Here is a 20,543-nt window from a genome sequence, read left to right as displayed (position 1 = left end):
TTGCTTTTTAAAAATTAAAATATTGGGCGTCTAATTGGGTTAGATTATAATTTAAAACGGCTTGTAAATAATCAACTTGAATACTCGTGGCATTTTCTAAACTGATAATGTATTGGAAGAAATCAATCTCTCCATTTTTGTAACTGCTTTCGGCTACTTTTTGAATTTCCTTGGATAGCTTTTTACCATACTTATTGAAGTAATCAATTTCATCTTGAAATTTTGCCAATTCATTTTGCTTTTGAAGCACATACGCTTCCATTTTTATTTCCTGGTTTTGCTTTTGTTGCTCCCAACTTTCCAATTCTAATTTAGCCACTTTTGATTTAGCCACATTTCCTGAAAAAACCAAAGGCACAGAAACCCCTACTTGAAAACCATAAAGTGATTGAGCAATTCCACTGTTTGTTCCTTGAAAATATTCTACATTCAAATCAGGTAACCAATTTTGTTTTTGCAAGGAAATATTGGACTGATAACCCTGTTTGATTTTCTCATAATAATTAGAATACAAGCTTTTGCTTGTTGAATTTTCGAGTTTTATCAACGGTTCAATTTCATTCTTTCCTATAACAATTGCCTCTGTTGGTTGCACTATTGCTTTTAACACTTCGTAAGAAGTTGCTTTCTCCTTTTCAATTTGTGTCAATTTTGTTTTTATTTGACGGAATTTAGCTTCTGCCGTAATTTTTTCTAAATAATTAGTTTCTCCTAATTCAAAACGGCGATCGCTTGCTTTTGAAAAATTTTGATATAAACTGTCAAGGTATTGGTATAATCTTTCCTGATGTTGCCAGTAAACTATTTGATAATAGGTTTTAGAGACTTCCAATGCCAATCTATTTTTAAGTAACTCTGATTTTGCTTTTTCTTTCTCAAATTCGGCTGTGTAGAATTTTTTTTGAGCTCCATACACCGTTGGAAACAAAATAGATTGAGAAACGCCAAACACATTTAACGGTTGATTATTTAATGCTAAATTATTCTCGTCATAACTATAATAAACATTTGTTTTTTCTAAAGATAACGCCGTTTTAATTTGGGCATTCGCTTTATCTACTTGTAATTGAGCTCCCTTGATTTCTTTATTATTTGAGATAGCTGTTGCAATTAACTCATTCAATTGATTATCTGAATTTGTTGTGGTTTTATTTTGAGCAAAAGCAAATGAAGTTGTTAGCAATAGAACCAAAAGATAGGTTTTACTATGGTGTTTTTTGAACTTAGGTTTTCTAAATTCTTTTTCATCTAATACTTTAAATAAAATAGGTAAGACAATCATAGTAAGCAATGTAGCAGTGAACAATCCTCCAATAACAACCGTTGCTAAAGGACGTTGCACCTCAGCCCCAGCTGATGAAGATATAGCCATCGGTAAAAACCCAAGAGCAGCCGCTGCTGCAGTCAATAAAACCGGTCGTAATCGGTCTGTTGTTCCTTTTAAAATAAGTTCATTCATATTGGTCATTCCTTGGTGTTTTAGTTCTTTAAAATGTTCAATCAAAACAATACCATTTAAAACTGCGATACCAAACAAAGCAATGAAACCAACTCCTGCTGAAATACTAAACGGCAAATCACGCATCCACAAAAACAAGACGCCGCCCACAGCTGATAAAGGAATGGCAGAATAAACCATCAATGCTTCTTTAATCGAACCGAACGCAAAATGCAGTAGAATAAAAATTAAAAATAAAGCAATTGGGACAGCAATTAAAAGTCGGGCTTTGGCACTTTGAAGGTTTTCAAATTGACCGCCATAGGTTACATAATAACCGGAAGGTAAATTGATTTTGGTATCGACAATATTTTGAATGTCATCTACAACACTTTGTAAATCGCGGTTTCTTACATTAATTCCCACCACAATTCTTCGGTTGGTATTATCGCGTGAAATTTTTGCAGGCCCTTCGGTGTATTCAATAGTTGCTAATTCACGAAGTGGAATTTGTTCACCATTGGGAGTAGAAACATATAAATTCCGTAAATCTTCAATATCTTTTCGGTTGGTTTTGTCTAAACGAATCACCAAATCAAAACGTTTGGCACCTTCAAAAACAGTTCCTACCGTTTTTCCGGCAAAGCCTAAGGCAATGAGTTCATTTAAATCGGCTATATTTAATCCGTAACGAGCAATTTTACTACGGTCAAATTGAACCGCCATTTGCGGTAGCCCTTCTGTTTTTTCGATAATAACATCGGAAGCTCCTTCAACATTTTTTATTGCTTTCGCCACTTCATTCGCTTTTTTAGCTAAAATATCTAAATCGTCACCAAAAATCTTTACGGCTACATCTGAACGTGTTCCGGAAATCAATTCATTGAAACGCATTTCAATGGGTTGCGTAAATTCGATTTCCATGTTTGGAATTTTTGTTTCGATTGCAGCTTTGATTTTATCAGCTAATTCATCTTTAGATGATGCTGAAACCCATTCTGATTTAGGTTTTAACTTAACAATGATATCGCTTTCTTCCATCGACATTGGGTCGGTTGGCACTTCTGCAGCACCAATTCTACTTACCACTTGATCGACTTCAGGAAAGTTTTTCAAAATGATTGATTCTATTTTTGTGGTTGTTTCAATGGTTTTGGTTAAGGAAGTTCCTGTTTTTAAAACCGGTTGGATTACGAAATCACCCTCATCAAGTGTTGGGATAAATTCACCACCCATCGTTGCAAATAAGCCAACAGCCAAGAATAACAAACCTAACGCACCATACAATACTTTTTTAGTATTTGATAAAGCCCAAGTTATGACAGGAAGGTACCATTTGTTTAATTGGTTAATCAATCGGTTGGAAATGGATCTTGGATTTTCTTCAGTAGGTTTTAAAAACAAAGAAGCCACTACCGGAACATAGGTAAAACAAAAAATCATGGCTCCTACCAGGGCAAAGCTGAAAGTCATTGCCATGGGTTTAAACATTTTACCTTCAACCCCGGAAAGCGATAATATAGGAATGAAAACAATCAAAATAATCAACTGACCAAAAATGGCAGAATTCATCATTTTAGAAGCACTTTTATAAGTGATTTGATCAATCTCTAATTGCATTTCTACTTTTTCCATCCCTACTAAATGCTTTGATTTATGGGCAATTTGGAAGGCAATAAATTCGACAATAATTACGGCTCCGTCTATGATTATCCCAAAGTCGATGGCTCCTAAACTCATTAAATTGGCATCAATTCCAAAAATATTCATGAACGAAATGGCAAATAGTAAACACAACGGGATAACGGAAGCAACGACTAATCCGGAACGCCAATTACCCAGTAAAAGGACCACAACAAAGATGACGATTAAACACCCGAGAATTAAATTTTCAGCCACGGTGAATGTCGTTTTTCCAACTAATTCACTTCGTTCTAAAAATCCGTTGATGTAAACACCTTCCGGTAACGACTTTTGAATTTCTGCCACACGATTTTTTACATCATCAATCACTTGTTTTGAATTGGCTCCTTTTAGCATCATTACCTGCCCTAGTACTTTTTCTCCTTCACCATTCCCTGTGATGGCTCCAAATCGATTAGCATGACCAAATCTTACGGTTGCTACATTTTTAATATAAACCGGAACACCATCCTTATTTTTAACAACAATATTTTCAATATCGCTGATACTATTTACTTTCCCTTCTCCTCTAATAAAGTAACTCTGATTTACTTTCTCGATATAAGCTCCACCGGCAATGCTGTTGTTTTTTTCTAAAGCAGAAAAAACTTCTGAGGTAGTAATATTCATCGCGTTTAATTGCGATGGAACGATGGCAACCTCATATTGTTTTAAAAATCCACCCCAAGTATTTATTTCAACCACCCCTTTTATACCTGATAATTGACGTTTCACAATCCAATCCTGGATGGTTCGCAAATCAGTTACGGAATATTGATTTTTAAATTCGGGTTTTACTTCGAGTGTATATTGATAAATTTCACCTAAACCGGTTGTAATTGGTCCCATTTCAGGAGTGCCAAAACCTTGCGGGATTTTTTCGGAGGCTGATTTGATTTTTTCAGCAATTAATTGTCGGGGAAGATAGGTGCCAATCGCATCATCAAAAACGATGGTTACGACTGACAACCCAAATTTTGAAATGGAACGGATTTCTTTGACACTAGGCAAATTTGCCATTTCCAATTCTACCGGATATGTAATGTATTGTTCGATATCTTCCGTAGAAAGGTTGCGTGAAGTGGTAATTACCTGCACTTGGTTATTGGTGACATCAGGAACAGCTCCAATGGAAATTTGAAATACTGAGAAAATACCAAAGCCAAAAACAGCTAAGGTAAAAAGTAATATAATGAGTTTGTTTTTTAAACTAAAGGCAATTATTTTTTCAAGCATTTTCTTCTAATTTTTATGTCTGTAAAATTAAAAAGGAAAAAAAGGAAAAAACTTAAGAAAGCCTTAGGAATTCATTAAAAGAACCTTAATGTCACCGTTGTTCCGAATTTAAGTTGGCTTTCGATATTAAATTGAATTGCCAGCAAGTCTGTTAATCTTTTAACTATAGATAAACCTAATCCTGTGCCCTTAATTTCTGCATGCTCAACTTTTTGAGAACGATAAAAACGACTACCAATTTTTTCTAAATCTTCTTTAGATATTCCAATTCCATTATCAATAATTTTACAAACTATATGGTTATTTTCATTCTCTAAATTTACGAAAATTGTTCCATTTTCTTGTGAATATTTTATAGCATTTGAAAGTAAATTACTGAAAATAATGGAAATTAAATAACTGTCATTCGTAATTACGAAGTCTTTTGCAAAGGATGTTTTTAGTTTAATGTTTTTAGTTCTGATTTTCTCTGAGGAACGGGTTATAACATCTAACAGTAAGGAATTTAGATATACAGGTTCGTGTTTTATACTTTGTTTTTGGTCTTCAAATCTTGCCAAAAGCAATAATTCATCCACTAATTGATTTAGTCTATCTACCTCTTTTACACAAAAATTAATTTTTTCTTCATACTCGGCTTGGTTTCGAGGTTTTCTAATAAGAACTTCCAGCGTACCTTTAATGACAGCTAATGGAGTTCGCAATTCATGTGAGGCATCGGAAGTAAACTGTTTTTCTCTATCTATGGCATTTTCAACACGGTCGAGTAAATCGTTTATGGTTTTAGAAAGCAAATATAATTCATCCTTATTTTGTGGCAAATTAATCCGTGTAGTCAGATTTTCACGACTAATTTGGTTTGATGTTTCAATAATGGCATCAATAGGTTTTATACTTCTACCTACAATAAAACGGGCAATCAAAAACAAGAAAATTAAAATTAATGGAAATGAAATGGCTAGAATAGTTCGTAGATTAGTTAATACCATTTTTGAGTCATCTAAAGACATCGCGACGATTAAGTGCCCAATTACTTTATCATCGTCAAAAAGCGGGACTTGAATTTGACGAATTGGTTTTTTGTTTAGATAAGTATCAATCAGTTGATTTTCGTTTTCTTCCGCAAAAAGTTTTAAATCGAGGTTTTTTAAATTAGGTGATTTATCAATTAATTCATTGTTTAAATCATAAAATTGGACAAAAACGGGGTTGACGTCAACAGTGTTATGTTCTCTTGCTTTCCATTGATCAACTTGAATGAGGTAAGTGTCATTCCGATCAATTTCAATTTCTTCTAAGTGCTTTTCAACTTCTTTTTCAATATCAGCATTTATATGGTTAAAAACGCTGAAACTTACCATTTGATATATTACCAAAAAAACTACCGTAATCAATAACGCAGTACTGATAATATAATAAAAAGCAATTCTATTTCTGAATGAAAAAGAGTTCATGAATGAATTTTAATTTAATCGTTGGCGATATATCCTACTCCACGAATTGTTTTAATACACTCATCTTCTTTAGTAAGGTTTAATTTCTTACGAATGGCGTTCATGAACACATCAATCACGCCGGTATCATATTCAAAATGAATATCCCAAACGTCTTCAATGATTTGATTTCGGGTACAAACTTTTCCTTTGTTTTTAATTAAGTAAAGGATTAACTCATATTCACGCTGTGTGAGATTTACCTCTTTCTCATCAACAAGAACTTGGTATTTTGAACGAATAATTTTAATTCTGCCTAAGGATACTATATCTTCTACATCACTATTTCTAAAATGAATTTTAATCCGTTCCAGCAACTCATCAAAGCTAAAAGGTTTTTTGATATAGTCATTTGCTCCGGCCTTCAACCCTTCAATGGTTTCCTGAACGGTATCTTTAGCCGTTAAAAAAATAATCGGTGTTGATGTGTTTGTTTTTCGAAAAGATGTACAAACTTCTAATCCGGAAAGTTTTGGAAGCATCCAATCCAGTAAAATTAAATCAGGATTTTGTGAAGAAGCTATTTTTAAACCTGCTTCTCCATTATTTGCCACCATTACGTCATAGCCTTCTTCTTCTAAACCTTGTTTAAGAAAAGAGGCAATTCCAATTTCGTCTTCTACAATTAATAATTTCATTTATCTAATACGAATTTCATTCCAAAAGAAACAATATTTGCTTCCAATCCATCGCTTCTACTGTAATGATTATATCTCAAGTCAACATTTTTAATTCCAAATTTCCATACATGAGCACCGGTAAAAATATCTGTATAACTTACCCCAAGTCCGTATTGATGAGCATCAAAGGTAGACAAATCATAATCGGATGTATAAAATTCTTCTGTCGATAGATGAGCTTCATAAGGAGCAAAATACTTAGATTCCACTTGCGTATAATAACGGTACATTGGAAAAACGGTAAAGCGGTCCGTAATTTTATAAGGCAGTTCGATACTAGCTGTGTGAGAACTAATTCCCCAATCATCTGAATAAAAACGATAATAGGTGCGTAACACAAATTTTTCGTTCAAATAATAATTGAATCGAGCTCCAACCGGGATTTTAAATCGGGTATCCGGTAACTGTTCAATATCGTCCGCTAATTGAAATTCATTAATGAATGAATCGGCTACATCAGCAAAATAAATCCGTTGATAAGGAGTGGACAATAAACCCTGTTGTTGTAAAAAATCGACAAAAACGGATAACTGCATTTTTTTGTTTAACACTTGTGAAAAACTAAGCGATACGGCATAGGAATTTCTGTTTTTATTTTCGTGAAATGAAAATCCGGATGGATTATAATCGGTATTACCGGTTATTGTATAATAGTTAAAAATACCTCCATTTGTTGAATTGCCATAATCGACAAAATCCTGTAATTCTTTTGGATAGATAGGACTCCAAGTATCGAGATAAACATTGGCAGAAATTCCAACTTCTGTATTTTTATCATTGAAAAGTTTAGTCAACCCACCACCAAAACCGATGGATGAATAATCATATTCTACAGAACCAGAAAAATGGGCATTCCAAATGGTGTTACGGTCATCAGAACTGTGACTGTATGTAAGAGAAATCGTTGACAATACGTCTTGAGCCGAAGCACCTGAACTGGCTTGCCACGGACTAGGCGTAGCACTGTCGAACGGGTTAATATTACCTGAAGACGCAGAAGAATAGGCAGAAATACCGGCATCAACTGTTAAAACATCATCATCATTCATTGGGATTGCTACAACGATAGTTGGTGTGATATCGGTAAGTTCTTCCATTCCTTTTCCTCCGGAAACAGCCGAATGGATACCATCTTGATTGTAGTAACTCATTAAAAAGTCAACTTCTACAGCTTCTAACACTCTTTTTTTGAAAACAAGTGTAGAATCTTTTTCTTGGGCAAAAAGGGAAAAGGAAAGACAGGAAAATAATGCTATTAGATAATTTTTCATGATAAAAAGGAATTCAACTTATTAATTACAACCACAACCACCACCCGTTTTACCACCATTTGCACCCGCAGCAGCTTCTCGATATACTTGAAAATTAGTTTCAAAACGTTCTGTTGAACGAGCTGCTAATTTCATGTCAGGGTCATTTATTTTTTCTTTTTCATATTCTTTTACCGAACTGCAGGATTGTAGAGCGAAAAGAATGAAAGCTAAAATTGTTACTATTTTCATGTTTATTTATTTAACCTCACCCCCAGCCCCTCTCCAAAGGAGAGGGGAGCGAGTAAGAAAATTATTTATTGATATTTTTTTAAATCTATATTTTTTGATGTGTGCACTCCGCCTTTATCATCGACAATAATGCATTCTATTCCTTTAATTTGATTCACTAAATCGAGTCCAACTTCTACTCCCAAAACAAAAATTCCAGTGGCCAGTGCATCTGCGAGTTCTGTGGTTTTTGCAAATACAGATACACTGACAATACCGGAAGCAGGATAACCTGTTCTTGGATCTATAATGTGTGAATAGCGTTTTCCGTTAAAAGTGACAAATTTCTCATAACTCCCCGAAGTTTCAACAGCACTGTCTTCCAATGGAAAAGTGGCAAATACTTTATTTTTATTCATGGGATTCACAATAGCTACCGTCCAAGGTTTTCCGTCTGGTTGTTTTCCCCATGCAAAAATATCTCCAGAAACATTGACAATTCCCGATTGACATCCGTTTTGAACTAAGAGTGCTTTAATCTTATCAGCAATGTACCCTTGCCCAATGCCTCCTAAACCAATCTTCATTCCTTTATTTTTGAGAAAAAGAGTAGATTTATTTTCGTTTAAGATGATGTTTTGATAACCAACTTTTGCAACTGAATTCTTGATTGCCTCTTCACTTGGCATTGCCGTCATACTGCCATCAAATTTCCAAATTTTATCCATAGAAGCATAGGAAATATCAAAAGCTCCGCTTGTTAATTGAGAAATTTTAATTGCTCTTTCGACTAATTCAAAAACTTCACGATCAACTTTTACGGGTTCAATTCCTGCCTTTTGATTGACTGTAGAAATTTGTGTGGTTGGAATCCAATCTGAAATCAAATTTTCAATACGTTTAACTTCCGCAACAGCTTGGTCGATATAAAGATTGCCTTGCAAGGAATCATTAGCTACAACAGTCATTTCAAATGGGCTTCCGAGCATTATCGTTTTTCTTTTGACGACATTTTGACCTTGCATCAAAATGACGTTTAAAAAAATAAATACTATTGAAAAATGTTTCATGCTATTGGAATTTTATTGACAAACAAATCATAATCAAAAGAACATAAAAATGAATTATTCGTAAAATATCTATTGAAAACAGTCATTATTTTTGAAACGACTTAATTAAATTGACATATTCTTCCGCTGAAACATTTTTAAAGCCGGTCATTCCTAACGCTTTTCCATTTTTATCCAATAAAAGAACTAATGGAAAACTTCCGTTTTGATTATATTTTTCAGCTAGTTTTTTATTTTGTTCGGTAAGTTCCTGATTTAATTGATTTGCTTTTTTCTTAGGAAAATCAGCTTTGTAAATTACCCAACTTTTTTCGGCCTCCGTTTGGAATGCAGAAGATTTCCAAACATTTTTTTCTAATTTCATACAAGGAGCACACCAATCTGAACCGGAAAAAACCAATACTATATTTTTATTTTCTTTAATGGCTTTGGATTTTGCCTCCTCAAAACTAGTTTGCCAATTTTGTGCTATAGCACTAAATGACAAAAAAAAGACTACTACAACGAAAATTCTTTTCATAAAAATTTAATTATTATAAAGGTATAAAAATAGAATGTTTACATACAATATATTCTACAAAATAACGATGTTTTATTTTAGATGTTACAAAGTGTTTTCATACTTAAGTAAATCTTAATTTAAGGAACAATCACTTCCAAGGCATGATGTTCAATTGAAATATGTATGTTTTTTTTCTTGAGTGTTGTAAATTCACCGTCAATTTGAAAATTCACTTCTAAGTAATCATGATTTAAATGAATTTTTTTGACTTTTTGAGAAATTGAATGTTGGAAATTATCGGCTTTATTAAATAAGATATTAGTTCCCAAAATCAATTTATTGAAGAAATTTATTTTTGGAACAAACATTAAGTTTAAACATCCATCATTTATTAAAGTCTTGGATTTAGGTTCATTTAAATTAGATACAGAAAACATAAAAGGTTCAACTTCTGTAAAATTATCATCAATTTCTACATTGAAATTTTTATATTTATAAGCCGAAGTTGCACTAAAAGTAGCTCGCATGTAGCCAAGAAAATTTCTTCTACCATTTTCCTTATACTTTTTGATTACTAACGCTTCAATGCCCAAACCAGAATTACTAAAAAAATAATGTTCATTCACTTTGCCCACATCAATTGATACTGATTTTCCCTCACTCACTAATCGCAGTGCTTCAGATACTGATCTTGAAATTTTTAAATTTGAGGCTAAACCATTACCAGAACCTATGGGGATAATTCCTAATTTTATTGATTTACCGACTAAACAGGAGGCTACTTCATTAATTGTACCATCTCCACCACAGGCCACAATAATATCAGGATTATTAGATAAAGCAATTTTAGTTAATCCAATTGCATGTTTTGGGTATTGGGTATATTCAATTTTCACTTGAAAATATTGTTTAGGAAAATACTTTCTGATTTCTTTTTCTGTAATACTATTATTTCCTTTTCCTGAAATAGGATTAATAATAAAGTGAATGTACTTTACTTTGTGAACCATAAATATGTTTAATAATAAAACAACCTCAATAGCTTTTACCCTACCCACAAATACTATAAAAATCAGATTAGTATTAATTCAAAAGATGATTTGAAAACAGATAATCAGCCGATTGATAAAAAGCAGTAGTTTCTTCTTTAAAATTTAGATTTAAAGGAACATTTTTAAGAGAATTATCTTTTTTGTTCCATCGGTATTGGTGCTCTTTTTTTTGATTTGATAAAATCATAACCGAATTGTCTTTTTTCATCATGGCTAGTTTCAAATAAGTTCCCATGAATGTTCGTTCTTCAAAAGTAGATGCTAAAACATTTTTCCCAAAAAAATCTGAAGTATAATTCCAATTTAAAACACCAAAAAGCGTTGGAAACAAATCAATCTGTGAACACAATTTATCTACTTTTTGTACCGGAACTCTTGCTCCAAATATAATTGCCGGAATGTGGTAATTTTTCACATCAATTTCGTCTTTTCCGGCAGAACTGGCACAATGATCTGCTACTAAAACAAAAATGGTGTTTTTAAACCACGGTTTGTCTTTCGCTTTTTCAAACAAATGTTTAATCGCATAATCAGAATATTGAACTGCACCATTTCTCCCAGTTCCTGAAGCAATGACTATTTTTTTCTCAGGATAAGTGTAAGGCTTGTGATTTGAAGTGGTCATTACAAAATTAAAAAATGATTTTCCTTTGGCATGTTGTTCATCGGCCACTTTAATCACTTTGTTATAAATATCCTCATCACAAATTCCCCATGCATTTTCAAACGTAACTTCATTATCATCAATGTTATGGCGAGTTGTTTTAATATCATCGCTTAGAACGCTGCCTCTACCTCTATCGTAAATATCAAAACCATTTCCGCCATAAAATGCGTTCATGTTGTCAAAATAACCATCGCCGCCGTAGAAAAAATTACATTGGTAATTGCGTTCTTTGAATACATTTGAAATTGTAAAAAGTCCGGCGTTATCAGGTCGTTTTACTATACTACTGCCAGGAGTTGGGGGAATAGACAAAGTAACCGCCTCCATTCCCCTAACTGTTCGCGTTCCGGTGGCATATAAATTTGTGAATAGTAAACTTTTTTGGGCTAATTCATCCATAAAAGGTGTGATTGCTTTATCATTTCCAAATTCTTTCATAAATTCAGCACTCATACTTTCAATCAAAATAAAAATCACATTAGGTTTTTGATTTGTATCCAGCGTATCACTTATTTTTCTTTTAACAGAATAATCATTTGCAATAAATTTTGAATTAGGTTCTGCTAAATTACTTCGTACTAAAGTAAAGGCTTCTTCATTTGAAACAGTTGAATAAAAAGTAGGGAAATCTAATTTGTTATTTCTCAATTCTGCAAAAAAGGAATAAATACCCGCTTTTGAAATTTCATTATTGAATCTGTTTTTTGACCATTCTGCATCCGCATTATTAATAAAAAAAACATATATTAAATTGATTGTAATCACGGTTACAAAAGGGACAACTCGAGTTGAAAATGGAATTTTATCCTGAAAAACACTTTTAAAATATTCCTTTTTTACAAAATAGTAAAAAACTAAAAAAGCAATAAATAACATAGACGGAATCAAAATAATCAACGGATAACTTTGATTGATGTTTTGAACGACTTCAAAAGTGTAAATTAAATAGTCGACAGCTACAAAATTAAAACGACTTTTGAATTCGTCCCAAAACGTGATTTCGGCAAAAAAGGTGAATATTAATATCAATATCGTTAGGGCAAAAAAGGTATAAATCAATATTTTGTCTGCTATTGAACCAATCCATTTATTAGGTAAAAGTGTAATGTAAAAAGTTGAAAAAAGCCAAATAAATGATACTACCCCGATATCAAAGAAAATTCCATATCCTATGGTTTTGATTAGATAAATTGGATTTAATGAAACTTCATCGAATTTCCAAAAAATAAAAATGATTCTAATTATAAAGGAAAAGAGTAAAAACCATTTCGAAAATCCAATTAATAATTTGTAACGATTGGGAAGTTTAAATGCTGAAAAAAACATAATACAAATTTTCAACAAATATCCAACGTACTGTTTTAAACTTGCTTAAGCAACGCTTAGTCTTTACTTAAAATTTGCTTAATTATAGCAGCCCATTATACTTTCGAATAAACCATTCCGAAGCTAAAGCAGCAACAACAATAAGTAATAACCAAATCCAATCAATAATAGGTGTTTTTTTTACAATTTCTTTTTGAATAGGTTTATAATTATCATTGCTGATGAGCGATTTAACCAACTCTTCTACCTGATTTGCAAGGAACGTTTTCCCTTTGGTTTGTGTAGCTAATTGATTTAATTTTATATAATCAGGATTGACAAATTGTTTTTCGATATCAAAATCCAACACTTCAAAAAAACCGGTATGGGAAGTTTTAGAATTATTTTCTGTTACGGTAAATGAATAATTTCCGGCGGGCAAACCATCTAAATTTACCTTGAATGAATTGGTTGATTTCAGTAAATCATAGGATTTTGTCTGATTTGTTGCTTTATTTTTAACCGATATTGACAGCCGTGCTTTGTCATCAAACTCATAATTTTTATTAAAATATTGTGCATTTATTACAATTGCATCTCCTGAATTATAAAAATTTTCATGGGTAACAACCAATGATTTTCGTGCATTATTAGTCGCTAAAAATTGAATGGTTTTATCAATAAAAACATCAAATTTTTCAAAACTTTGTTGGTTGATGTGGCTTTGCAAACGCCATTTCCAACTATTTTCACCAAAAAGAAAACAAGTTCTTTTTCCTTGAATATCTACATAACTCAATAATGGTGTATTAAGTTCTACATTTAAAATTCGAGCCGTTAATAATGTTTCCATTTTTATTTTTGGCGTAATGGTCCCAAAAGCATTTTGCAAGGGTGGAAAATTTTCAAAACCTATATTATCCGATGCAAAGAGATTAAATTGTGAGGAAAAAGTAGCCAAATAATCCTCTTGTTGTGAACTCATTTTAAAAGAAAAAGCGTCTTGCTGTTGATTTAAAAAAGTAAAATCAGTTTTAGTTCCTGTAATAATCCATGTATTCAAGTTAGCTACTACGTTTTTTTCGAAAACAGTTTTAAACTCTGAAGTAGGTTGGTATAAAATCAATACATTAAAATCTTTTAATGAATTGATTTGATTCGGCTTAACAATAGTTACTTTACGTTGTTGATTAGTTTCAATAGCTCTTTTTAAAGCTCCAATATCAGGATGATTGATTGAGGAAATGATGGCAATTTCCGATTTTTGATCGATGACTTCTACCGCAAAATTCTTGGAATTGTTGTATTTATTTTTTTCAATTTCAGAAGATGAAATGGCTGCTTTAAAAACCTGAACACCCACTTTGTCTGCCGGCAATAATACCGTAATCAAGTGTGATTTTTGGTTTTGAGTAAAGTTTATATTTTGTTTATTTAAAATAGTATTTCCCTGAGAAATAGAAAAAGTAGCATTCACGTTTTTCTTTCCGGAATAGTTTACAAAAACTTCAACGGGGAATTTATTTTTAAGAAAAGCATATTTATTGACATTTAACTGACTGATTTTTAAATCAAAAACAGCCGTTGTATCACCCAGAACAATGGGGTAAACCGCTTTGTTTTCGTCAAAAGAATAAATATAGTCATTCCCCTGCGTTTGATTTCCGTCAGTGATTATAACCGTTGGATGATTGATGCTTTTGTGAATACTTTTCAATCCTTTACCTACTCCATCTATTCTAGTCTGAGTCCCTTTAAAATCAAATGTTTCAGAAGCTTCTAATTCAGCAGAAAATTGATAAGACTGAATATCAAATTTTTCTTTTAACTCAGTGTTTGATACAATTTTTTGATAAACTTCTAAGGCAATTTCATTTGCTTTAAATTCAGCTACAGAAGATGAATTATCAACTACAACCGGTAAAGGAATTTTGATGGTTTCGAATGATTTTCGAGTTATGATAGGATTGATTAGTAACAATAATAATCCGAAAATGGAACAAAAACGCAAAAAAGCCAAGATCCAATTGATTTTTGAATTGGATTTGGCTTTATAGAAATACTGAAAAAATGATACTCCTCCGGCCAGTAATACTGAAAGTAAAAGTAAAAGCACGGTGTTTGTGGTCATTTTTTAGGTTAAAGGTTTATAAGGTTATGAGTTTAAAAGGCTATAAGGGAAACTACTGTTCAATTTTCTTGATTTGAGATTTGTACAAACCATCTATCAACATATTTATCTCAGCTATTTTTTCTCGTATACTTAAATAATCATTTTCATTAATGTATTCAAAATCTTTCGACAAAATCACTTGGTTTAATAATTCTAACGAAGAACTATATGCTATTTCAGAAAATCTAGCTTTATCTTTAAATGATTTCCTTCCAGATCCTTCCGCTAAATTTGAAGCGATAGAAATGGAACAACGTCTCATTTGACTTGATAAACCAAATGTCTCTTCTTTGGGAAACTTTTTTGTTGTCTTATAAATTAAAAGAGCTAATTCTCTTCCTTTTTGCCAAGCTATTAACTTTTCAAAACTGAATATCCTCATATAGAACAACTTTTAAACCTATAAACAATAAACTTATAAACTTCCTAAGTTAACATTCCGCCATCCACGTTCATTACTTGTCCGGTTACATAAGCACTCAAATCAGAGGCTAAGAAAAGACAAGCATTGGCAACATCTTCCGGAGTTCCGCCACGCTTTAAGGGAATAGAATCCCTCCAACCTTGCACAACTTCTTCGTTTAATTTTCCTGTCATTTCTGTTTCGATGAAACCAGGTGCAATGGCGTTGCAACGTATGTTTCGTGAGCCTAATTCCAATGCAATTGACTTAGTAAAACCAATCATACCGGCTTTTGAAGCAGCATAATTCGCTTGCCCGGCATTTCCTTTTACTCCAACAACTGAACTCATGTTTATTATAGAACCTTTTCTGTTTTTCAACATGATTTTCTGAACAGCTTTAGTCATATTGAAAACCGATTTAAGGTTTATTTCAATGACTTTATCAAAATCTTCTTCAGACATACGCATTAAAAGATTGTCTTTTGTAATTCCGGCATTGTTAATTAAAATATCGATATTCCCAAAATCAGCCATGACCTCGTCGGCTAATTTTTGAGCTTCGTTAAAATCAGCTGCGTTTGATTTATATCCTTTCGCTTTGATACCTAAAGCATTTAATTCGTTTTCTAAAACCAAAGCTGATTCGGCAGATGAACTATACGTAAACGCGACATTTGCTCCATGTTGTGCAAAAACTTTAGCGATTCCGCTTCCAATTCCGCGGCTTGCTCCGGTGATGATCGCCACTTTTCCTTCTAATAATTTCATAGTTGAATTTGTTTATTTTGTTCAATTATATAAAAGCCAAAGATAACAATATTTTAATCTTTGAAAAAAATTAGAGGACAATTAAACTATTTCAATATAACAAAATTAAAACATCTTTTTAATATACTTTTTTTAGAATTCATGATGCTTTTTAGCCTTGTTTCAATGTAAACATTAAAAAACCTTCAATAAAATCGTCAAAATGCAGATATACTCGTTAACGGTTTATTGATGTTTAAAAAAAAATATAGTTATTTGTACATTAAATTTATGTTATTAAATTTTTAATAAAATGAAAAGAGTTTTCATATTTTTAGTTTTGTTTTTGAGCAGTTTTATTACTCATTCTCAAACCTTTTACAATAGTAATGCTATTCAAGACATTCGAATTGTATTTTCACAATCCAATTGGGATGCTTTATTAGACGCTCAAGAAGCGGGTGCCGGTGATTATATCTCAGCTCAATCAGTTACCATTAATGGTCAGATTTTTAATAATGTTGGGGTTAAGTACAAAGGTAATAGTTCATATAATCCAAATTATGTTAAAAATCCATTACATATTGAATTAGATACTTATGTAAATCAAAATTATGAGGGTTATACTGATATCAAATTAAGCAATGTTATTTTTGACCCATCCTTTGTTAGAGAAACTACTGCCTATTCTATTTTAGGTCAATATATGCATGCTCCTTTAGCCAATTATGCCAATGTTTACATCAATGGAAATTTAATAGGATTATATACAAATGTAGAATCTATTTCTAAAAAATTCGTAAATACTCATTTTGGTTCAAATAATAATGCCTTCTTTAGTTGTAGTCCACCTGCAGGTGCAGGTCCCGGTACAACAAACCTTCCTAACCTAGCTTATTTAGGTACAAACAGTGCAAGTTATGAATCAGCTTACGAAATCAAATCAACGACCGGTTGGGACGATTTGATAAATTTGACCAATACATTGTCAAATAATACAACTAATATTGAAAGTGTTTTAGATGTAGACAGGGCTTTGTGGATGCTTGCCTTTGATAATTTATTTGTAAATATTGATAGTTATATCGGACAATTTAAACAAAACTATTATTTGTACAAAGATGATAATGGTCGTTTTAATCCAATTTTATGGGATTTAAATATGAGTTTCGGAACTTTTGGACAAACAGGAACAACAAATTTAAATACAACCCTTGCCAAAAGACAATTAAACCATTTGTTACATTCCGGAGATGCTGCTTGGCCATTAGTTCAAAAACTACTAGCAGTTCCTAGATACAAAAAGATGTACTTGGCACATTATGCCACTATGTTATCTGAAAACATTTCCAATAATAGTTATTTTACTAAAGCACAAACCTTTCAAACTTTAATCAATTCATCTGTTCAAGCTGATGTAAATAAATTTTATACTTACACTCAATTCAGCAGTAATATGACAACTGATATTGCCTTAGGGATGAATACTGCTCCTGGATTAAGTAATTTAATGAGCGGCAGAAACACTTATTTAACAGCATTATCAGATTTTACGGCTACAAAACCTACAATTTCTGCAATTACACCTTCAGTTGCTAATCCTGCATTAGGCGGTACCGTTACGATTCGAGCAAATGTAATCAATACGAATACAAATGCCGTGTTTTTAGGTTATCGTGCAGCTACTAATTTACCATTTACCAAAGTGTTGATGTATGATGATGGTGCTCATGATGATGGTGCTTCGGGAGATAATGTATATGGTGCTTCAATGCCAATTAGTTCAATAACTACTCAATATTATATTTATGCAGAGAACAATACTATTGGAGCATTTTCACCGGCAAGAGCAGAACATGAATTTTATACTATAACAGCTTCCTATCCAACAATCACTCCCGGTTCTTTGGTCGTTAACGAAATAATGGCTCAAAATACAAGTACCGTAACAGATCCAAGTGGTGATTATAGTGATTGGTTTGAGTTATATAATAACAGTAGTGTTACAATTAGTTTAGATAATTTATTTGCCTCTGATACTTCGACCAATTTATTAAAATGGCAGTTTCCATCCGGAATTACAATTGCTCCAAACAGTTATTTAATTGTTTGGGCAGACGAAGATTTAATTCAGGAAGGCATTCATGCAAATTTCAAATTTTCTGCCAGTGGAGAAAGTTGTATTCTATCTTATGCCAACGGAATAATTATTGAGAATGTAACTTTTGGTGTTCAAGTTGCCAACATGGGTTATGCTCGTGTACCAAATGGAACAGGTAATTTTGTTATCCAGGCTCCTACTTTTAATGCCAATAATCAAGGCTTGTCTATTTCTGATTTTAATCAACAAAATAATCAATTACTTATTTATCCTAATCCTACTTCTAATTATGTAAACATTAGAATTTCTGAATTAATGGGTTCTGAAAAAATTAAAATTTTCAATTTATTAGGTCAAATAGTAATTGAAAAAGAAGCACATAATGATAATACCCTTGACTTAACCATATTAAGTGCCGGAACGTATGTTGTGAATTATGGCAAAATCAATAAAAAAATAGTTGTATTTAAATAAATGTAAAAAAATGAAAAAGTTATTATTACTCGTATTAATTGTTACATCTTTCACTTTTTCTTCTTGTTCTAAAGAAGAAGGTTATGGTGGATTAGCAACCATTAAAGGAAAAGTGTTTGGAAAAGACGTTAATTCCAATGGGAATTTAGTGGGAGAAGGTTATGTGGGCGGATTCAAAGTATATATAAGCAAACATGGGAATTCAGCATCTTTTGATGATGTAGATTCTTCTTATGATGGCACTTTTCAATTTGACTTTTTATATGAAGGATCTTATGATATATGGGTTTTTGGCGACTGTGATTCTTGTTCATGGGATCAGGTTTATGTATTAAGAACAGTCGAAATTACTTCAAAAAAACAAACCGTTGAAGTGGAAGATTTAGTCATTACATTTTAATAAATTATGTTTAACAAATTTCTATCCAATTTACAGCAATTAAATCCAACCACATTAAGTGAATTGGATTCTGTTTCTTTACAAAACAGAATAGACAGTAAGTATATTCTTAATGAAAAAGAAATGGTTAACCTCCTGCCATGTCTAATAGAGAATTATAAAATTCTTACAATAAAAGATGAAAGAATTTTCTCTTATGAAAACAATTATTTTGATACATCCGATTACTTATTCTTTAAAGATCATCACAATGGTTATGCTAATAGAATTAAAGTAAGAAGCAGAAGATATGTAGAATCTGATTTATGTTTTTTTGAAATTAAAAAAAAGGAAAAAGTAAATCGTACCAACAAACATCGTGAATCATTAGTTAGTTTAGTTTCAGATATCAATGAAGAGAAAAGAGAATTAATTCAATCATTTACCAGAAAAGAATTAATTGATTTACAATTAATTCTGAAAAATAATTTTAAAAGAATAACACTCGTTAATAATGAATTTACAGAACGAGTAACCATTGATTTTAAAATTCATTTTGCTGATGACACAAATGAAGTCAATTTTGAAGGAATTACCGTTGTTGAAATTAAACAATCAAAATCTTCTCAAGCCTCACCTTTAGTATCCTTTTTAAAAGAGAGCAATACAAGAGAACAAAGTTTTAGTAAATACATTTTTGGTGTTATTTCGTTAAAACCGGAGATCAAAAAGAATAATTTTTTACCCATCCTCAAAAATATAAATAAAATAAAGAACTAATGGAAGAAGCAGTAAGTACAGTTAAGAATGCATTTGACGCAACCGATTTTGGAATAAGAGCAGCAATTGATTTTATTGCCGTTGTTGTTTTAGTAAGTTTAATTTATTATCCTAAACATAAAAACAAAGACTTTATATTCACTTTTGTATTGTTTAATGTTATTAATTTTATGATATGCTATCTTTTAGGTTCAGCCAAAATTAAAATTGGCTTTGCTTTTGGATTATTTGCCATATTCTCAATCATTCGATATAGAACAATAGTTGTTTCCATTAAAGACATGGGTTATTTCTTCGTTTGTGTAGCATTGGGAATGCTTAATTCTTTGGCTTCCGTTCAAGACAACTTCAAAATGTTGATTATTTGCAACGTTGTAATTCTGATTTTGACATTTGTTTTAGAACGATTAGATTTTATCAAAAACGAAAATGCAAAAGAAATTGTCTATGATAAAATAACCTTGATAAAACCTGAATTCCGAACTGAACTTTTAGCTGACTTAAACGAAAGAATTGGTTTAAAAATTCATCGTGTAGACGTTGTTTCAATTGACTATTTAAAAGATGTTGCCTTATTAAAAGCCTATTTTTATGCAAAAGATAGTGAAAACTTATTACCAACAACTGTAGACAATGATTAAAACTCAAATCAAAAATTTACTACTTGTATTTTTCATTGTTTTTTGTAATTGCACTATTATTGGACAAGAGAATACGGATGTCCAAGCTCGTTTTTATGCAGCTGCTGATTACAAGATAAATAAAAAATGGCAAGTAGCTTTTGAATATCGCTATGCAATGGATCATGATATTAGTGAATTCAGAAATAATTCATTTGAAATTGGTACTAAATATGATGTAGCTAAAAAAATGAGTT

17 protein-coding genes are annotated in these 20,543 nt (G+C 31.9%); 5 read left to right on the top strand and 12 right to left on the bottom strand.

What is annotated here, in order from left to right; translation table 11 throughout:
• Nucleotides 1–7 precede the first annotated feature (7 nt).
• The 12 genes from C0512_RS10215 to fabG form a co-directional block, all read right to left on the bottom strand.
• Nucleotides 8–4,357 (bottom strand): CusA/CzcA family heavy metal efflux RND transporter, encoded by a 4,350-nt coding sequence (locus C0512_RS10215; RefSeq protein ID WP_290861209.1) that lies wholly within the window; start codon nucleotides 4,355–4,357, stop codon nucleotides 8–10.
• Between the two features lie 74 nt (nucleotides 4,358–4,431).
• Nucleotides 4,432–5,811 carry a HAMP domain-containing sensor histidine kinase gene (locus C0512_RS10210; RefSeq protein ID WP_290861208.1) on the bottom strand — a complete coding sequence of 460 codons (1,380 nt, stop codon included), beginning with the start codon at nucleotides 5,809–5,811 and terminating at the stop codon, nucleotides 4,432–4,434.
• 14 nt (nucleotides 5,812–5,825) lie between these two features.
• A complete protein-coding gene (locus C0512_RS10205) occupies nucleotides 5,826–6,488 on the bottom strand; it encodes a response regulator transcription factor (RefSeq protein WP_290861206.1) in 663 nt (220 codons plus the stop codon).
• Nucleotides 6,485–7,801: a DUF3570 domain-containing protein gene (locus C0512_RS10200; RefSeq protein ID WP_290861204.1), complete on the bottom strand. Its 1,317-nt coding sequence runs from the start codon at nucleotides 7,799–7,801 to the stop codon at nucleotides 6,485–6,487. Before C0512_RS10200 ends, C0512_RS10205 begins: the two co-directional genes overlap by 4 nt.
• A 21-nt stretch (nucleotides 7,802–7,822) precedes the next feature.
• Nucleotides 7,823–8,032: a DUF4266 domain-containing protein gene (locus C0512_RS10195; protein ID WP_290861202.1), complete on the bottom strand. Its 210-nt coding sequence runs from the start codon at nucleotides 8,030–8,032 to the stop codon at nucleotides 7,823–7,825.
• 65 nt (nucleotides 8,033–8,097) lie between these two features.
• Entirely contained in the window at nucleotides 8,098–9,081 is a 984-nt protein-coding gene (locus C0512_RS10190) for an FAD:protein FMN transferase (protein WP_290861200.1), read from the bottom strand.
• Between the two features lie 85 nt (nucleotides 9,082–9,166).
• The gene (locus C0512_RS10185; protein WP_290861198.1) at nucleotides 9,167–9,601 is read right to left on the bottom strand and encodes a thioredoxin family protein; all 435 of its coding nucleotides are present in this window, start codon (nucleotides 9,599–9,601) and stop codon (nucleotides 9,167–9,169) included.
• A gap of 119 nt (nucleotides 9,602–9,720) precedes the next feature.
• The gene (locus C0512_RS10180; protein ID WP_290861196.1) at nucleotides 9,721–10,593 is read right to left on the bottom strand and encodes a diacylglycerol kinase family protein; all 873 of its coding nucleotides are present in this window, start codon (nucleotides 10,591–10,593) and stop codon (nucleotides 9,721–9,723) included.
• 73 nt (nucleotides 10,594–10,666) lie between these two features.
• Nucleotides 10,667–12,628, bottom strand: a complete 1,962-nt coding sequence (locus tag C0512_RS10175; RefSeq protein ID WP_290861194.1) for an LTA synthase family protein — start codon at nucleotides 12,626–12,628, stop codon at nucleotides 10,667–10,669.
• 82 nt (nucleotides 12,629–12,710) lie between these two features.
• Nucleotides 12,711–14,738, bottom strand: coding sequence for a hypothetical protein (locus C0512_RS10170; RefSeq protein WP_290861192.1), 2,028 nt, complete (start codon nucleotides 14,736–14,738; stop codon nucleotides 12,711–12,713).
• A gap of 52 nt (nucleotides 14,739–14,790) precedes the next feature.
• Nucleotides 14,791–15,162: a four helix bundle protein gene (locus C0512_RS10165; protein ID WP_290861190.1), complete on the bottom strand. Its 372-nt coding sequence runs from the start codon at nucleotides 15,160–15,162 to the stop codon at nucleotides 14,791–14,793.
• Nucleotides 15,163–15,206: 44 nt separating this feature from the next.
• A complete protein-coding gene (gene fabG, locus C0512_RS10160) occupies nucleotides 15,207–15,953 on the bottom strand; it encodes a 3-oxoacyl-[acyl-carrier-protein] reductase (protein ID WP_290861188.1) in 747 nt (248 codons plus the stop codon).
• A 292-nt stretch (nucleotides 15,954–16,245) separates the two neighbouring features.
• Between fabG and C0512_RS10155 the strand changes: the two genes are divergently transcribed.
• The 5 genes from C0512_RS10155 to C0512_RS10135 all read left to right on the top strand — a co-directional run.
• On the top strand, nucleotides 16,246–18,507 hold the full coding sequence (locus tag C0512_RS10155; protein ID WP_290861186.1) for a CotH kinase family protein: 2,262 nt from the start codon (nucleotides 16,246–16,248) through the stop codon (nucleotides 18,505–18,507).
• Between the two features lie 10 nt (nucleotides 18,508–18,517).
• Nucleotides 18,518–18,907 (top strand): hypothetical protein, encoded by a 390-nt coding sequence (locus tag C0512_RS10150; protein WP_290861184.1) that lies wholly within the window; start codon nucleotides 18,518–18,520, stop codon nucleotides 18,905–18,907.
• Between the two features lie 6 nt (nucleotides 18,908–18,913).
• Nucleotides 18,914–19,666: a polyphosphate polymerase domain-containing protein gene (locus tag C0512_RS10145; protein WP_290861182.1), complete on the top strand. Its 753-nt coding sequence runs from the start codon at nucleotides 18,914–18,916 to the stop codon at nucleotides 19,664–19,666.
• Nucleotides 19,666–20,307 (top strand): DUF4956 domain-containing protein, encoded by a 642-nt coding sequence (locus C0512_RS10140; RefSeq protein ID WP_290861180.1) that lies wholly within the window; start codon nucleotides 19,666–19,668, stop codon nucleotides 20,305–20,307. The genes C0512_RS10145 and C0512_RS10140 overlap by 1 nt, the downstream gene beginning before the upstream one ends.
• Nucleotides 20,300–20,543 (top strand): hypothetical protein (locus C0512_RS10135; RefSeq protein WP_290861178.1); only part of this gene is annotated, 244 nt, incomplete at its 3' end. The genes C0512_RS10140 and C0512_RS10135, both read left to right, overlap by 8 nt.

It is taken from the genome of Flavobacterium sp., from assembly GCF_013822155.1.
In the GTDB taxonomy this organism is placed as follows: Bacteria; Bacteroidota; Bacteroidia; order Flavobacteriales; family Flavobacteriaceae; genus Flavobacterium.
Note: the sequence above shows the minus strand (reverse complement) of the source record. Positions and strands in the feature narration are given on the sequence as shown.

Coding starts and splice junctions, on each gene's coding strand:
- C0512_RS10145 (WP_290861182.1), top strand. CDS start 18,914: ATGTTTAACAAATTTCTATCCAATTTACAGCAATTAAATCCAACCACA.
- C0512_RS10170 (WP_290861192.1), bottom strand. CDS start 14,738: ATGACCACAAACACCGTGCTTTTACTTTTACTTTCAGTATTACTGGCC.
- C0512_RS10155 (WP_290861186.1), top strand. CDS start 16,246: ATGAAAAGAGTTTTCATATTTTTAGTTTTGTTTTTGAGCAGTTTTATT.
- fabG (WP_290861188.1), bottom strand. CDS start 15,953: ATGAAATTATTAGAAGGAAAAGTGGCGATCATCACCGGAGCAAGCCGC.
- C0512_RS10210 (WP_290861208.1), bottom strand. CDS start 5,811: ATGAACTCTTTTTCATTCAGAAATAGAATTGCTTTTTATTATATTATC.
- C0512_RS10165 (WP_290861190.1), bottom strand. CDS start 15,162: ATGAGGATATTCAGTTTTGAAAAGTTAATAGCTTGGCAAAAAGGAAGA.
- C0512_RS10195 (WP_290861202.1), bottom strand. CDS start 8,032: ATGAAAATAGTAACAATTTTAGCTTTCATTCTTTTCGCTCTACAATCC.
- C0512_RS10150 (WP_290861184.1), top strand. CDS start 18,518: ATGAAAAAGTTATTATTACTCGTATTAATTGTTACATCTTTCACTTTT.
- C0512_RS10190 (WP_290861200.1), bottom strand. CDS start 9,081: ATGAAACATTTTTCAATAGTATTTATTTTTTTAAACGTCATTTTGATG.
- C0512_RS10175 (WP_290861194.1), bottom strand. CDS start 12,628: ATGTTTTTTTCAGCATTTAAACTTCCCAATCGTTACAAATTATTAATT.
- C0512_RS10200 (WP_290861204.1), bottom strand. CDS start 7,801: ATGAAAAATTATCTAATAGCATTATTTTCCTGTCTTTCCTTTTCCCTT.
- C0512_RS10205 (WP_290861206.1), bottom strand. CDS start 6,488: ATGAAATTATTAATTGTAGAAGACGAAATTGGAATTGCCTCTTTTCTT.
- C0512_RS10185 (WP_290861198.1), bottom strand. CDS start 9,601: ATGAAAAGAATTTTCGTTGTAGTAGTCTTTTTTTTGTCATTTAGTGCT.
- C0512_RS10180 (WP_290861196.1), bottom strand. CDS start 10,593: ATGGTTCACAAAGTAAAGTACATTCACTTTATTATTAATCCTATTTCA.
- C0512_RS10140 (WP_290861180.1), top strand. CDS start 19,666: ATGGAAGAAGCAGTAAGTACAGTTAAGAATGCATTTGACGCAACCGAT.
- C0512_RS10215 (WP_290861209.1), bottom strand. CDS start 4,357: ATGCTTGAAAAAATAATTGCCTTTAGTTTAAAAAACAAACTCATTATA.